This window comes from Massilia sp. P1_C10 (assembly GCF_056406475.1).
In genome coordinates, this window is sequence record NZ_JBFUAC010000002.1 from 383,815 (window position 1) to 398,591 (window position 14,777).

Genomic DNA, 14,777 nt, shown 5'->3' on the forward strand with positions numbered 1-14,777 from the left:
ACGGTCAGAGGCACCCTTCGACGTAGGCGACCGCCTTTGCTTCGCCAGCGATCGCGGTGATGATTGCGTTGTTTTCCGTCGTGATGCGGATCGCCATCCGGCCGTCGGCCGAAGGCAGCGTCCATTCGGTCTGAGAATTGTCGTAGAAGCCCGGCGATTTGCTGGCTTTTGCATATGCGGGCATCAAGGAATGCTCAGCGCCACCAATCACCACGCCGCCGCGGAGGCGTGCGCCCGCATGCCAGACGTCCACGCGCGCCAGTTTGTCGTCGATAAACATCAGGGCGGTTTCCGGATGACCGGGCACGGAAATTTCGTCGCAATGGTCGTTCGGACGCAAGTCATCGGGAGTTCGTTTCAGGCGCCGCTGCAAACTTGCATTGGCCTGGTCGAACGTCATGCCGACTTTCAGCGGACCGATGCCGTCGAAGCGCAAGGTCCAGCCGTCGGCGCTCGACGCCGGCGCGGCGATCGCAAATGCGCTCGCCAATAAAAGGCATGCAGCTCTTGGAGTCATGAATTCGCCCGCTCTGTATTCGTGAACACTGTTGCCAGATTAGCATGGCGTTCATCCTGCGAATAGCGGCTGACGAGAAAAATTGACGCGCTCCTAGAATAAATCCAGCTGGCCGGTGGCGTTGCCGGTTTGCTTGCCGGCCGCCGGCGGCACCACCAGCGGGCGCTTGAAGCGCGAGAAATCGAGCCTTTCGAAGCGCTGCTGGTTGACCCCGGCCATGCCAAGCTTCTTGACGGTCTTGGTGAAGCGCTGGCGAATCAGGTCGGCCCATACCCCCTCCCCGTGCATGCGCTTGGAGAAATCGCTGTCGTACTCTTTGCCGCCGCGCATTTCGCGCACCCGGTTCATCACGCGTTGGGCCCGGTCGGGGAAATGCGCCTGCAGCCATTCCTGGAACAGCGGATTGACTTCCCACGGCAGCCGCAGCACCACGTAGTGCGCGCCGATGGCGCCAGCGTCGTGCGCCGCCTCCAGCACCTTTTCGAGTTCCGGCTCGGTGACGAAAGGAATGACCGGCGCCACGCTGACGCTCACCGGAATCCCCGCGTCGGTCAGCGTGCGGATGGTGCGCAGCCTCCGCGCCGGCGCGGCCGCGCGAGGTTCGAGCGTGCGCGAGATGTCGGGGTCGAGCGTGGTGATGGTGATCGACGCGATCGCCTGGCGCCTGGCGGCCATCGCTGCGAGGATGTCGATGTCGCGCTCGATCAGCGAGGACTTGGTGATCAGGCCGACCGGGTGTTCGCATTCCTGCAGCACTTCGAGCACGCGGCGCGTGAGGCCGAGCTGGCGCTCGCACGGCTGGTAGGCGTCGGTGTTGACGCCGAGCGCGATCGATTCGGGCGCATACGAGGGCCGCGCGAGTTCGCGGCGCAGCAGTTCCGGCGCGTTGACCTTGGCGAACAGGCGGGTTTCGAAGTCGAGGCCTGGCGAAAGGCCTAAATAGCTGTGAGTTGGACGGGCGAAGCAGTAGATGCAGCCGTGCTCGCAGCCGCGATAAGGATTGAGCGAGACGTTGAACGGAATGTCGGGCGAGGCGTTGCGGCTGAGGATAGTCTTGGCGTATTCGTCGGTGACCTGGGTTTTGAAGGGCTTCGCGCCCTCTTCTTCGTCGTCGTGGACCCAGCCGTCGTCGAAGTCTTCGCGACCGTTGACTTCGTAGCGGCCTTGCAGGTTCGAGACGGCGCCGCGCCCTTTGCGCGGGGCGAGCGGCTTGGGCGGCAGCATCACCTGTCCTTCAAAGTCGTTGTCGCTGTCGGCCATCGCGGCACCTCGGATACTGTACAAACATACAGTATCTTACGCCGCCTGGCGCGAGAATTCAAGTGGCGCGCACGAAAACGGCTCAGGCGCCCCGGCAGACGTATGATGCCTGCTGGTCGACGAAACCGTCGAATGCAGTCAGCAGCGGTGCGAAACGGGCCTCGCCGCCCTCAAGGCGCATCAGCGCGTACGCCGTCGCTTCCATGCTGGATAGCTGGTCCGGCGCATGCGCCTTGCGGATGCGGTAATGCGACTCGGGCATGTCTTCGAGCGCGAGGCGCGGCAGGGTTCGCAGCAAGGGATTGAGGTGCAGCATCTTGCGGCTCTTGCGCCACGTTCCGTCCAGGATGACCAGGCGCAGGTTCGATGGGGCGGTGAAGCTTGCGGCGTCGGGTGACTTGACGGCGTCGGGATACAGCAAAACCGGGGTGCGGCCGCCATTGAACAGCAATGCGGCCAGTTCATCGGGAGCGAAAGCTTCGCCGGTGACGAGCACGCTGCCGGGAAGGCTCAGGTGCAGCAGGCGCGCGCTGCCCTTGGCGTTGTGGACTTCAAGGGGATGCTGCAGGATCAGGACTTCGACTTGCGCTGCGATCGGGGCGATCCAGCGGCAGATGCAGGTGGATTCCGGACGCAGGCAGGTCGAGCAGGTGGGACGGGTCATGGCGGCAGCATAACCGAAAATGGGGACAGGTCCGCAGGACCGGTCCCCAGCTGTGCTTAGAACTCTTCCCAGCCCTCGGCGGCCTCGGCCATGGCCGGCGCCGGTTTGCGTTTCACCGGCTGCACCACTGCCGGACGGGCGGCGATGTGGCGCAGCGCGGGACGCGCCACGGCAGGCTGGCGCGCTTCGATGCGCGGTGCCGCGGCCGGCTGGTTCAGCTTGAACACGCCGACCACTTCGGACAGACGAGCGGACTGTTCCTGCATCGACGCGGCAGCCGCAGCGGCTTCCTCGACCAGCGCGGCATTCTGCTGGGTAACCGTGTCCATCTGGGTGATCGCCTGGTTGACCTGCTCGATGCCGTCGCGCTGCTCGTCGCTGGCGGTGGTGATTTCGTTCATGATGCTGGTAACGCGGCCGATACTGGCGACTACTTCGGCCATTGTCTTGCCGGCTTCGTCGACCAGGCGCGAGCCGTTGTCGACCTTTTCGACCGAATCGCCGATCAGGGTCTTGATTTCCTTCGCGGCGGCTGCGGAGCGCTGGGCCAGATTGCGTACTTCCGACGCAACGACCGCGAAGCCGCGGCCCTGCTCGCCCGCGCGCGCCGCTTCCACTGCGGCGTTCAGCGCGAGGATGTTGGTTTGAAAGGCAATGCCGTCGATCACGCTGATAATGTCGACGATCTTGCGCGAAGAGTCGTTAATCGATCCCATCGTCGCCACGACTTGCGATACCACGGCGCCGCCCTTGGTGGCAACGGTTGAGGCGGCAATCGCGAGCTGATTGGCCTGGCGTGCATTTTCTGCGTTGAATTTCACCGTCGACGTCAGTTCTTCCATCGAGGAGGCTGTTTCCTCCAGCGAACTGGCTTGTTCTTCGGTGCGCGAGGACAGATCCATATTGCCGCTGGCGATTTCGCTCGACGCGGTGCTGATTGTCTCGGTGCCGCTGCGCACTTGGCCGACGATGCCAACCAGGCTGTCGTTCATGGCTTTCAGCGCGGCCATCAGCTTGCCGGTCTCGTCGTTGCTGGTGACTTCGATTTCGCTGGTCAGGTCGCCCGCCGAGACCGTTTCGGCAACGCGCACCGCTTCGTTGATCGGACCGGTGATCGAGCGGGTGATCAGCCAGGCGAAGGCAGCGCCGATCAGGATCCCGAGGGCGCCCAGCACCAGGATCATCTGGCGGCCGCTCTGGTAATTCGCCGACATCTGGACGGCGGTGTCGTCGAGCAGCTTGCGCTGAGTCACCGACAGCTTTGCCAGCGCGTCGAGATATGCTTCGCGCTTGCCGACCATGTCCTTGCTGTAAATCTGCTTGGCCACTTCCAGTTCGCCGGCGGCCTTGTTCTTGAAAACACTGGCGCGGGCGGAGGTGTACGCGCTGCGGGCCGACAGAACGTCGGCCACCAGGCCCTTGCCGACCGGATCCGTCACTTCCTTGACCAGGAAATTCTGCACCTCGGTGGCGCGCGCGGACGATTTCTTCATCTGGTCTTCGACCGCTTTTTGCTCGAGCGGATCGACTGCGAGCCACGCCGACGTGGTGCGCGCGGCATTTACCTCGACCACTTCTTTCCATTCGTCGATCAGGCGCTCGTTGCGCACTTTTTCGCTAATCAAGTCTTCCGTCATGGCGCTGGCCGAGTGCATGCGCCATAGCGCGATCGTGCTCAGGGCGACCAACAGGGACAGGACGATGGCAAATCCAAGGGCGAGACGGGTACCGATATTCATGTTTTTCATAACCGCTATCTAATTGCTGAATGGAAATTCCATCCTAGCAGTAATGGCAGAGAAATTACTAAAAATTTGCTATAGATCAAGGTTATTACGCAACATCAAAAAAGAATCGTTGTAGATCTAGAAAGATGGCTTTATGGAAATGTTCCAGTCCATGCTCCGCCGAGCGCGCGGTAGAGGTCGACGTGGGCCCCCAGCAGGCTCGCACGCAACTGCAGCACAGCAAGATCGGCACTGAATGCGCCGCGCTGGGCGTCGAGTTCCTCGAGGTAGGACGCATAGCCGTTGGCGTAGCGGTTGTGCGCCACCCGCAGGACCTCGGCGGCGGCGATGCGGCGCTGCGCCGCCTCGGCCAACTGCTCGTCCAGCCGGCGCACCGCCGCCACCGCATTGTCGGTATCGGCGAAGGCGTTGCGCACCACGGTTTCGTACGCGATCACGGCGCGATCGCGCTGAGACGCGGCGATGTCGGCCTGGGCGCGCAGGCGGCCGCCATCGAACAGCGGCGCCAATGCGCTGCCGCCGATACTCCACAGCAGATTCGGGGACCGCAGCAGATCGCCGATGCTGGACGCTTCCAGCCCGGCCGACGCGGTCAACCTGATCGACGGCAGCAGTTGGGCGCGCGCCGCGGCGAGGCCAGCGTCGGCCGCGGCGACGGCGCGTTCAGCCTGGGCGATGTCGGGCCGGCGCCGCAGCAGTTCGGACGGCAGGCCCGGCGCGATGGCTGGCGCGGCCAGCGCGTGGAGCGCGGCGCCGCGTTCGATCGGACCGGGGCTGGCGCCGATCAGCACCGACAGCGCGTTTTCCTGCTGCGCGATGGCGCGTTCGAGCTGCGGCACGACGGCGGCGGTGACGTGGTATTCGGCCTGCGCCTGCGACCAGTCGAGGCGCGAGCTGTAGCCGACGTCGAACTGGCGTTTGGCCAGCGCCAGCGAGCGTTCGCGCGATGCCAGCGTGGCCTTGGCCAGCGCGAGCTGGGCGTCCAGGCCGCGCAGATTCAGGTAGCCCGATGCGGTGCTGGCCGCGACCGACAAGGCGGTGGCGCCGGCCAGCGCATGCTGCGATTGCAGGTCGGCGCGCGCGGCCGCCGATGTGCTGGCCAGCTTGCCGGACAGGTCGAGTTCATAGCTGGCCTGCAGGCCGGCGTTCAGCGAGGTGCCCTCGACCGGCGTGCCGAATGGACCGATCAGGCGCGCCCGCGCTGGCGTGACGACGGCGTTCAGCGCGGGAAGCTGGCCGCTCGCCGCGACGGTCACGCGGTCGCGGTACTCCCGCAGGCGCGAGGCGGCGAGGCGCACGTCGCCGTTGTGCGCCAGCGCGCGCTGCACCAGCCGGTTCAGCACCGGGTCGCCGAAAGCGCCCCACCACTGCGCCTCCGGCTGCGCGCCCGGCCCGACCTCGGTGCGCCACGCGGCCGGCACGTCGAGCGTCGATGCGGGCGGCGGCGGCGCGGACGTCGCGGCGCAGCCGGCCAGCGCCAGCAGGCACACCAGCGCCAGCAGGCACACCAGCGCCTTCATGGCTGCTTGCCGCGCGCGGCCGTGTCGATGCTGGCGACGACCGACATGCCGGGACGCAGGCGCGCCGCCAGCGGCTGGTTCGGGTCGAGGCTGATGCGCACCGGGATGCGCTGGGCGATCTTGACGTAGTTGCCGGTCGCGTTGTCGGGCGTGAGCACGCTGAATTCGGAGCCGGTGGCCGGCGAGATGCGCTCGACGTGGCCGCGCAGCTTCGCGTTGTTCAAGGCGTCCACCGTCAGCGTGGCCGGCTGGCCGATCGCGACGCCGGCCATCTGGGTCTCCTTCAGGTTGGCGATCACCCACAGCTGGTCGGGCACGATCGCGGTGACCTGCGCGCCGGCGTTAACGTAGGCGCCCTGGCGCACGCCGACCTGGCCAAGCTGGCCGTCGCGCGGCGCCGTCACGCGGGTGTTGGACAGGTCGATCTCGGCCAGCTGCAGCGCCGCCTCGGCGCCGGCCACCGCAGCTTCGAGCGAGCCGCGGCCCACCGCCACCGCCTGCAGGTTGGAGCGCGCGATGTCCAGCGCGGCCTGCGCCTGCGCGCCCCCGGCCACGCTTTGCGCGCGCGCGGCGCGGGTCTGGTCGCGTTCGCGCGCCGACAGCGAGCCGTCGGCCGCCAGCTCCTCGACCCGCCTGGAGTCGGCCGCGGCGCGCAGCGCCTGGGCGTTGGCGCTTGCCAGCGCGGCCTGGTTCTGGCGGATCGTCGCCTCCGCGGTGTGGCGCTGCTGCGCCGTATTGGCGAGCGCCGACTTCGCCGCGGCCAGCTGCGCCTTGGCCTGCTCGACCTTCTGGCGGTAGATGCGGTCGTCGATGCGCATCAAGAGATCGCCCTTGCGCACCTGCTGGAAGTCCTGCACCGGCACTTCGACGACATAGCCGGACAGCTGCGGGCTGATGATTGTCACCTGGCCGCGCACCAGCGCGTTCTCGGTGCTCTGGACGGTGCTGTGGAACGGCGGCAGGTTCCAGGCGTACAGCACGACCAGCACGCCGGCCAGCGCGATGGCGCCGAACAGCAGCGCGCTGATCAGGATTTTGCTGCGTGGTTTTTCTGGAGGGGTCGGTGCTTTCATGTCTCAATCCGTTACTGCGTCAGGGGTTGGGCCGGGCGCGGGCGCCGGCGGTGGAGGATTCAGGTGCAGCCACAGCGCGTGCAGGAAGATCCAGGCGGCGGTAAACAGCGCGATCGCGCAGATCAGCAGGAACACGTCGTTGTAGGCCAGGACGTTGGCTTCGCGGGTGGCGGTGGCCGACAGCGTGGCGAGGCCGCGCGCCGACCGCGCCGCGGGGTCGGGAACCAGGCGCCCGTATGCCGCGGCGCCGGCCTGCACGCGGCTGGCGACCATCGGATCGAGCTGGCTCAGATGCTCGACCAGCAGGCTCGAATGAAATTTCTCGCGCACGACCTGGAAGGTGCCCAGCGCCGCCGAGCCAAGCAGGCCGCCCAGGTTCTGGCTCAGGCCGAACATCACCGAGAAGCTGATCAGGTTGGACGGATTGGCGATCACGCCGCCGATCAGCGATATCAGCGAGGGGCCGATGAACAGCGCGCCGCCGAAGGCCAGCAGGAACTGGCTGGCGTACATCTGCTCGGGGCGCGTCTGGCTCGTGGCGTGAGCGTCGAACCAGGCGCCGGCCGCCATCAGCAGCAGCGCGATGACCACCGGCGCGGTCAGGTGATTCACCGACAGCGTCAGCGCGCTGACAGCGATGCCGGCGATGGTGGCGGCCAGCACGATCACGAACAGCATCTGCATCTGGTCGTTGTTCAGGCCCACCGCGCGCAGGAAGCCGACCGCGCCGGTGCCCTGTTCCGACAGCACCACTCGGATCAGGATCATCGACAGGCCCAGGCGCACGATGTCGGCGCTGGCCAGCCAGCGCGTGTTGAGCAGCGGGCGCGCGCGGTGATGCTCGACAAAGATGGCGGCGGCGATCAGCAAGATGGAAGCGGCCAGCGCCCAGCCGATCCACGGCGTCTCGAACCACCACAGCAGGCGGCCGAAGGTGAGCGCGGCGCACAGCAGCGCCACGCCGGGCGCGAACAGGCCGAAGGTGACGAAGTCCAGCGGCTGGAAGGTCTTTATGCGGTCGCCCGGCGGCAGCTTGAGCATCAGCACGCAGCCGAGCGCGAACAGGGTCAGTCCCAGCTCGAACAGGTACAGGCCGCGCCACTCGGCGAACTGCAGCAGGTCGCTCGAGAAGATGTAGGCGATCGGCAGCGCCAGCTGCGACACGCCGATCGCAATCACCAGCCCGCGCAGGCGCTGCGGTTTCTTGAAGGCCTGCAGCATGTAATACAGGCCGAGCGTGGACAGCGCGGCGCCGACCATGCCGTGGGCCGCGCGCACCGCGATCGCGGACGCCAGCTCGTGGACGAACAGGTGGGCGAAGGTGACCAGCGCGTACAGCACCAGGAAGAATTCGGTGAACAGGCGCAGGCCGAACTGCTGGCGGAATTTCACCAGCAGCAGGTTGATCGAGACATTGGTCATCACGTAGGCGGCCGGCAGCCACGCGATATCGGTGGCGTAGGCGCCCAGCGCGCCCTGCAGCGACACCAGGTTGACCGACACCAGCGCATTCCCGAGACCGCCGGTCAGGCTGACGACGATGCCGACGATCAGGTAAGCGTAGCGCAGCCAGGTCGGATGGGCCGGCGACGACGGCGATCCCGGCAGCATCGGCTTCTCGTCGGGATGCCATTCGCGCGGGGCATATTTGCTCATGGAGCGGACGCCGATTGGCGATGTGGCAAGGGCGGCGGCATCGAAGTGTTGATCTAAATTGACGTTCTGGCTATCAGGAAAAAATTAACTACCTGAATTAGCAATTGGGTATTGCTCTGGAATTTTGCGGTGCTTAGAATCAAATTATTCCACCCGGAAATTCCTTCAGCCCCAGGTATCTATATTGCTATGGTTCGCGTCATGTCATCTGTTCGCAACAGCACATTGGGACTCATTAGTTGCCTCGTGATGTGGCCAACGCTGGCATACGAGCAAGAGCTCCCCCTCGACTACCGCCTGAACGAGCACATCGTCCGCGTGCCGGCAGGAAAACAACACCGGGCAATGCTGGAAACCACGATTTTCCGGCCCAACGGCGACGGCCCGTTTCCCCTGCTGATCATCAACCACGGCAAGGACGCCGGCGCGCCCAGCGACCAGGCGCGCGACCGCTTCATTTTCATGGCGACCGCCTTCGTCAAGCGCGGCTACGCGGTGATGGTGCCGATGCGCCAGGGTTTCGCCGCATCCACCGGCCGCTATAAAGAATACGGCTGCAACATGACGGCCAACGGCATCGCCCAGGCCAGCGACGTGCGCGACGCGGTCGAATACGCGCGTCAGCAACCCTGGATCGACGCCGACCGCATCGTTGTCGCGGGCCAGTCCTACGGCGGCCTGGCGACGATGGCGCTGGGCACCCAGCAGCTGCCCGGCGTGCGCGGCCTGATCAACTTCGCCGGCGGCCTGCGCGACGACGCCGAGCGCTGCGACTGGCGCTCGGAACTGGTGCGCGCCTTCGCCAACTACGGCGCGGCCAACAAGCTCCCGAGCCTGTGGATGTACGGCGCCAACGATTCGCTGTTCGGGCCGGAGCTGGTAACGCACATGCACGACGCCTTCGTCAAGGCGGGCGGCACGGCGCGGCTGGTCGAATTCGGCGCCTTCAAGCGCGACGCGCACGGCATGATCGGCAGCCGCGACGGCGAAAAAGTGTGGTGGGGCGAAACCGAGGCCTTCCTCAAGAAGATCGGCATGCCGACCGAGGAGCGCTACACCGTCGCGGTGCAGCCGGCGCTGCCGAAAACCGATTACGCGCCGCTGGGCGATGTCGATGCCGTGCCGTTCCTGAAAGAGAACGGCCGGCGCGCCTATCGTGAATACCTGGACAAGCTGACGCCGCGCGCGTTCGCGGTGGCGCCGAACGGCGGCTGGTGCTGGGCCGAGGAAGGCGAAGACCCGGACCGGCGCGCCCTCGCCACTTGCGAGAAGAAGGCCGGCCAGCCGTGCAGGCTGTACTCGATCGACGACAACGTGGTGTGGCGCGACGATCCGGCACCGGACCAGGGCGGCAAGATCCTCGCCAGCCGCAGCCTGGACAAATCCGCGGGCACGGTCGGCGGCAGCGCCTCGACCACCAAGTAAAGAAGGGGGACTACGCGTCCCCGTCGCTCCGCCGGACCTGGGAGGAATCGAGCCTTGCAAGGCTCGACCGTTCCGCAGGCGCGAAGCTCCGCTTCGCCAAACCCACCCCCCCGGAATTGTCGCCGCAGCGTCAGAATCACCGCCGCTCCGCCGCCCACTGTTGCAACTGCGCGACCGTGGCCGTGACGCCGCCGCACACCACCACCAGCACGTTGCGGAAATCGGACAGCTGATTGGCCGCATCGTAGGCCACGGCCAGCGAAGCCCCGCACGCCGGCTCCACCACCACGCGATGATCGTCCATGAAGCGGATGCAGGCGTCCACCGCGGCCGCGTCGGACACCACGATGCTGCGCACCGGGTGGCGCCGGGTCAGCGCGAAGGCCCGCTCGGCGACCTTGCGCGCGCCCAGCGACGAGGCGATGCTGGAAATGCGCGGCAGCTCGACCCGCTCGCCGGCCGCGATCGACTGCGCCAGCGAATCGGCGCCCGCGGTTTCGACTGCGATCACCGGCACGCCGTCCCAGCCGTTGCGCTGCAGCCCCTGGATCACGCCGCACAGCAGCCCTCCCCCGCCAACCGACAGCACCACCGCATCGGGCGTGACGCCGGCGTGCGCAACCTCGTCGATCATGGAGGCGTGGCCGGCCCACAGCAGCGGGTCGTCGAACGGATGGATGAAGGCGTCGATCTCGGTGAGCATGGACTGCGCCCGCTCGTTCGCTTCCTGGAACGAGGCGCCGTGCACGATCACTTCGCCCTGCTGGCGCCGAATCAGCTCGATCGCGCGCGCGGTCGCGGTCTCCGGCACCACCACCGTCACGGGGATGCCCAGGCGGCGGCCGGCGTAGGCCGCGGCGATGCCCGCGTTGCCGCCGGACGAGGAGATGAAACGGCGGGCGCCGCGGCGCGCGTACTCTTCGCAGGCGTGGCCGATACCGCGATTCTTGAAGGAGCCGGTCGGCTGCAGCGCGTCCATCTTGAGCCAGACCGATTGGCCAGGCACGCCAGCAAAGGCGGTCGATAAGAGCAGCGGAGTCTGGATGTGCAGTGTCATGGAGCGTCGGTCGGTGGTGGTGCGAACAGGCTTTCGGCATCGAGGATGGCGTAGGCGATTTCGGGATGCTGGTCGAGGCAGCGCCGCACCGCGGCGGGAATCGACTGGCGCGTCTTGCGGCACAGGCCCGGCAGTTCGGCCAGCTCGATGCGGAAGCCGCGCACGGTGCGCACTTCGTTGGAGCCGGGAGTGATCGACAGCCTGATGCCCAGCAGCTGGACCATGCGCTGTTCGAGCTTGCGCAAGTCCTCGTAGGTGGACACGGCCTCGATGCGGTCGACCAGGCGCTTTTCTTCCTCCCGCGTGAGCCGCAGCACCCGCTTGTCCGAATCGGGATCGGCCAGCAGGCGCTCGCGATCGCACACGCACAGCCCGGGCGGGCATTCGGTGCGAATCGTGAAGTCGACTGTTTGCTGCATCGTGGGCGAACCTGTCAGGGGCGAGGAAAAAAATTCTACCACCGATGCGGCCAAATGGCCCCGGCTTGCGTCCAACGGAGGCGAATCAGTGCGATCCGGCGGAACATTCGTCGTCATGACTTCGCCACTTTGGAACGAACTGCGCTTCGGCGCGCGCGCCCTGCTGCGCGCTGGCCCGGGCGGCCGCCGGCGCCTGCGCGCGCTCGCCTGCACCGAGACGATGACGGCCGCGCAGCTGCACGCCCTGCAGGCCGAACTGCTGCACCGCACGCTGCATTCGGCGATCGCGCGCCTGCCCCGCTACGCCCACATCCGGCCCGGCTTCCCGGTCGCCGCGTCGTTCGACGTGCTGCGCGAGGCGTTCCCGGTGATCGACCGACAGGCCCTGCTTGCGGACAGAGGCAGCCTGTACCCGCTCAGGGCGCCGTGGCTTGCGGCAGGCCGCACCAGCGGCACCACCGGGACGCCGCTCGCGGTGCTGCGCAGCGCCGAGTCGGCGCGGATGGAGCAGGCCTTCATCGAGCGCCACTGGGGCTGGGCCGGCTATCGCGACGGCATGGTGCGCGCGACCCTGCGCGGCGACGTGGCGGTCGACCCGGCGCGCACCCGGCCGCCATTCTGGATCTGGAACCGCTACAACCGCCAGCTGCTGGTGTCGTCGCGCCATCTGTGCGAGGAGCATGCGGACGCGATCATCGACCGGCTCGAGGCGCTGGCGCCGGCCATGCTGCAGGCGTATCCGTCGACGGCGTTCGCACTGGCCGGCCTGCTGGAACGGCGCGGCCGGCGCCTGCGTATCCCGGTCGTCTTCAGCGCGTCCGAGCCGCTGCACGGCCACCAGCGCGCACTGATCGCCGGGCGGCTGGGCGCAAAGGTGATGGACATGTACGGCATGGCCGAGCGCGTGGCCTTCGCCACCGAGTGCGAGCACGGCAACCTGCACATCAACCCCGATTACGCCTACGTCGAGATCATCGACGGCTTCGTCGTCGGCACCACCTTCCACAACCAGGCGATGCCGCTGGTGCGCTACCGGCCCGGCGACCGCACCCAGTGGAAGCCCGGCGCCTGCCAGTGCGGACGGGCGTTTCCGATGATAGGGCCGGTCTCACGTGGTTGACAATATCCCTCCACTGGCCGATCCTCACTTGGTCGCCGCCGGGCAGTTCCGGCGGATGTTCAACGAACCCTATCCGCCGAAGAATCGACCATCATGAACCTGCATATTGCACGCGCCGCAGCCCTGCTCTTGATTGCCTGCGGCGCCGCATCGGCCAAGGCGGAGGCGACCCGCGCCGAACGGGTGGCCGCGCTGATGCCGGAGATCGACAAGCTGTATGCCGACCTGGCGAACGCCGAGCACCTGCCCGGCCTTTCGATCGGCGTGGTCCTGGACGGCAAGCTGGTCCACACGCGCAGCTTCGGCCTGGCCGACGTCGAGCGCAGGACGCCGGTGGCGGCCGACACCGAATTCAGGATCGCCTCCATGACCAAGAGCTTCGTCGCAATGGCGGCGATGAAGCTGCGCGACCAGGGCAAGCTGGGACTGGACGACCCGGTCGTGAAATACCTGCCGGAGCTGCGCGGCGTGGCGCTGCCGACCGCGGACTCGCCGGCCGTGACGATCCGCCAGCTGATAACGATGACGACCGGCCTGCCCGAAGACAATCCGTGGGGAGACCGCCAGATGCAGATCGATAATGCGGAACTGGCGCGCCTGGTCGGCGGCGGCCTGTCGTTTTCCAATGCGCCGGGCGAAGCCTTTGAATACAGCAACCTCGGTTACGTCATGCTCGGCAAGCTGGTGTCGAAGGTGGCGGGGATGCGCTTCCAGGATTACGTCACGCGCGAGATCCTGCAGCCGCTGGGGATGAAGAACACGCGATGGGAATACACGCAGGCCGCGCCGGGCAAGCTGGCGCTCGGCTATCGATGGGAGCACGGCGCCTGGAAGCTTGAGCCGATCCTGCACGACGGCGACGGCGCCGCGATGGGCGGCCTGATGACGACGATGGACGACTTCGCGCGCTACGTGGCGTTTCACCTGGATGCGTCGCCGGCGCGCGACGGGCCGGACACCGGCCCGGTGCGGCGGGCGTCGGTGCGCGAAATGCAGCAGCCGCGCGCGTTCGCCGGCATGGCGCCGAAAGCCACGCTGGCGGACGACAAGACGCCGAACCCGAAGGTGAGCTTTTATGGCTACGGCCTGTGGTGGTCGCGCGACAGCCGCGACGTCGTCATCGTCGGGCATTCGGGCGGGCTGCTCGGCTATGGCAGCCAGTACCGGTTCGCGCCGCAGCACGGCATCGGGGTGATCGCCTTCAGCAACCTGCGCTATGGGCCGGTGTATGCGCCGACCACCAAGGTGCTGGAGCGGCTGATCGAGCGCGCGCAGCTGGAGCGGCGGCCGCCGGCGGTGTCGGCGATCCTGGCGACGCGCCAGCGCCAGGTGGCGGAACTGCTGCAGTCGTGGGATCCGGCACTCGGCGCGGCGATAGCGGCGGAGAATTTTTTCCTGGACCGGTCGCGCGAGGATTGGGTGGCGGCCAGCCGGACGCAGTTGACGAAGATCGGCAAGGTGATCGCGGTGGGGCCGATCAAGGCGGAGAATCAGCTGCGCGGAAGTTTTCCGCTGGTCGGGGAGACGGGGACGGTCGACGTGTCGTTCACGCTGACGCCGGAGCGCGAGCCGAAGGTGCAGTTTATTGATTTGAAGGTGCGGGCCGAAAAGTAGAGACCTCGGCTATTCGCTGGCGCCGACAAAACCGGGGTCAGGTCCGGCGGACCTGACCCCATCCATCGTTACTTGGCGGGCCAGAGCTGCAGGCGCACTTCGCCGCCAGGATAGGCGGCACTGTGGACGTTGATGTACAGCTTGCCGGCCATGTAGCTGGCGTACTGGGCATCGGTCAGTTTCGCGCCGGCAGCCGGCGCAAACGTATTGGCGCCGGTCTTTGTGAACGGCACGATCACCGGGCCATTCTGGCCCTTCGCCGCTTCGTGGATGTGCGCCATCGTCGGCGTCATGCCCATCACTTCGATCGAGCCGGTCACCGATTTGTCGGCGCCGATCATGATCATGCTCTTGCCGCTCGCCGTCGACGGATTGGGCGGCACCTCCTGGGCGCCGGTCAGCATCATCGAGGCGCCCGGCATGACGGCCGGCGTCCCGGCCGGCATCGGCGTCGGGTTGATGGCGGTCGCGGTTTTTTCAACGGCCATCGGCGCGCTGGCGTCCTTTGCCTTCATCGAGTCGCAGCCGGCCAGCGCCAGCAGTGCGGCAACAGCGGCAATCCCTACCACCCGGACGTCTTTTCTTACGGTCTTCATTCGTCGTTCTCCTGGTTGACTGCGGTGTAAATACGTCGATGCGCGGACGCACAAATCCGATGTTCATATTACATCACTGCTGAGGTAACGAGCGCACACCTGAGAAGA

General features: G+C 66.8%; 13 protein-coding genes. 3 read left to right on the forward strand and 10 right to left on the reverse strand.

The window, feature by feature from the left end:
- Nucleotides 1-4 precede the first annotated feature (4 nt).
- From AC1D02_RS06025 to AC1D02_RS06055, 7 genes are all read right to left on the reverse strand, one after another.
- On the reverse strand, nucleotides 5-490 hold the full coding sequence (locus AC1D02_RS06025) for a hypothetical protein (RefSeq protein ID WP_477314722.1): 486 nt from the start codon (nucleotides 488-490) through the stop codon (nucleotides 5-7).
- Between the two features lie 120 nt (nucleotides 491-610).
- On the reverse strand, nucleotides 611-1,777 hold the full coding sequence (locus AC1D02_RS06030) for a PA0069 family radical SAM protein (protein ID WP_477314724.1): 1,167 nt from the start codon (nucleotides 1,775-1,777) through the stop codon (nucleotides 611-613).
- An 82-nt stretch (nucleotides 1,778-1,859) separates the two neighbouring features.
- Complete coding sequence (locus AC1D02_RS06035) at nucleotides 1,860-2,441, reverse strand: tRNA-uridine aminocarboxypropyltransferase (RefSeq protein ID WP_477314726.1); 582 nt, start codon at nucleotides 2,439-2,441, stop codon at nucleotides 1,860-1,862.
- 56 nt (nucleotides 2,442-2,497) lie between these two features.
- Nucleotides 2,498-4,189, reverse strand: coding sequence for a methyl-accepting chemotaxis protein (locus AC1D02_RS06040; protein WP_477314728.1), 1,692 nt, complete (start codon nucleotides 4,187-4,189; stop codon nucleotides 2,498-2,500).
- A gap of 131 nt (nucleotides 4,190-4,320) precedes the next feature.
- The gene (locus AC1D02_RS06045; protein ID WP_477314730.1) at nucleotides 4,321-5,709 is read right to left on the reverse strand and encodes an efflux transporter outer membrane subunit; all 1,389 of its coding nucleotides are present in this window, start codon (nucleotides 5,707-5,709) and stop codon (nucleotides 4,321-4,323) included.
- A complete protein-coding gene (locus tag AC1D02_RS06050) occupies nucleotides 5,706-6,782 on the reverse strand; it encodes an HlyD family secretion protein (RefSeq protein WP_477314732.1) in 1,077 nt (358 codons plus the stop codon). Before AC1D02_RS06050 ends, AC1D02_RS06045 begins: the two co-directional genes overlap by 4 nt.
- Before the next feature lie 3 nt (nucleotides 6,783-6,785).
- Complete coding sequence (locus tag AC1D02_RS06055; RefSeq protein ID WP_477314734.1) at nucleotides 6,786-8,438, reverse strand: efflux MFS transporter permease; 1,653 nt, start codon at nucleotides 8,436-8,438, stop codon at nucleotides 6,786-6,788.
- Nucleotides 8,439-8,687: 249 nt separating this feature from the next.
- Between AC1D02_RS06055 and AC1D02_RS06060 the strand changes: the two genes are divergently transcribed.
- A complete protein-coding gene (locus tag AC1D02_RS06060) occupies nucleotides 8,688-9,863 on the forward strand; it encodes a dienelactone hydrolase family protein (protein WP_477315359.1) in 1,176 nt (391 codons plus the stop codon).
- 136 nt (nucleotides 9,864-9,999) lie between these two features.
- On the opposite strand, the gene AC1D02_RS06065 is transcribed toward AC1D02_RS06060, so the two are convergent.
- Entirely contained in the window at nucleotides 10,000-10,920 is a 921-nt protein-coding gene (locus AC1D02_RS06065) for a pyridoxal-phosphate dependent enzyme (protein WP_477314736.1), read from the reverse strand.
- On the reverse strand, nucleotides 10,917-11,339 hold the full coding sequence (locus AC1D02_RS06070) for a hypothetical protein (protein WP_477314738.1): 423 nt from the start codon (nucleotides 11,337-11,339) through the stop codon (nucleotides 10,917-10,919). The genes AC1D02_RS06065 and AC1D02_RS06070 overlap by 4 nt, the downstream gene beginning before the upstream one ends.
- A gap of 115 nt (nucleotides 11,340-11,454) precedes the next feature.
- Between AC1D02_RS06070 and AC1D02_RS06075 the strand changes: the two genes are divergently transcribed.
- Together AC1D02_RS06075 and AC1D02_RS06080 are read left to right on the forward strand one after the other, a co-directional pair.
- Nucleotides 11,455-12,459, forward strand: coding sequence for a phenylacetate--CoA ligase family protein (locus AC1D02_RS06075; RefSeq protein ID WP_477314740.1), 1,005 nt, complete (start codon nucleotides 11,455-11,457; stop codon nucleotides 12,457-12,459).
- Nucleotides 12,460-12,552: 93 nt separating this feature from the next.
- Entirely contained in the window at nucleotides 12,553-14,073 is a 1,521-nt protein-coding gene (locus AC1D02_RS06080) for a serine hydrolase domain-containing protein (RefSeq protein ID WP_477314742.1), read from the forward strand.
- A gap of 68 nt (nucleotides 14,074-14,141) precedes the next feature.
- Here AC1D02_RS06080 and AC1D02_RS06085 read toward each other — a convergent pair whose 3' ends face one another.
- Entirely contained in the window at nucleotides 14,142-14,669 is a 528-nt protein-coding gene (locus AC1D02_RS06085) for a CHRD domain-containing protein (protein ID WP_477314744.1), read from the reverse strand.
- Nucleotides 14,670-14,777: the final 108 nt, after the last annotated feature.